Annotated in this window: 1 protein-coding gene; it reads right to left on the bottom strand. The window is 64.6% G+C overall.

Features of this window, described 5'->3' with window-relative positions; all coding sequences use genetic code 11:
- On the bottom strand, window positions 1–260 hold a 260-nt coding region (locus AB3X89_RS40550; protein ID WP_368588101.1), incomplete at both ends, for an AMP-binding protein.

The following is a 260-nucleotide window of genomic DNA, read 5'->3' as shown; positions in this document are numbered from 1 at the left end:
GTCCCCCGTGCGATACAGCCGATCGCCCTCCACAAAGGGACTGGCGATGAACCGCTCGGCTGTCAGCTCGGGGCGGTTCAGATAGCCGCGCGCCACCCCCGCCCCGCCAATGTAAAGCTCGCCCACCACCCCGAACGGCACCGGCGCGCCATGACCGTCCAGCAGATAAACCCGCGTGTTCGCAATCGGACGGCCGATCGGGACCACTGACCCATTAAAATCAGCCGGGCAATTCCAGGCCGTTACGTCGATAGCAGCTT

The sequence above is a fragment of the Paraburkholderia sp. BR14320 genome (genome assembly GCF_040948665.1).
Lineage (GTDB): Bacteria > Pseudomonadota > Gammaproteobacteria > Burkholderiales > Burkholderiaceae > Paraburkholderia > Paraburkholderia youngii.
This window is presented reverse-complemented; position numbering and strand designations above follow the sequence as displayed.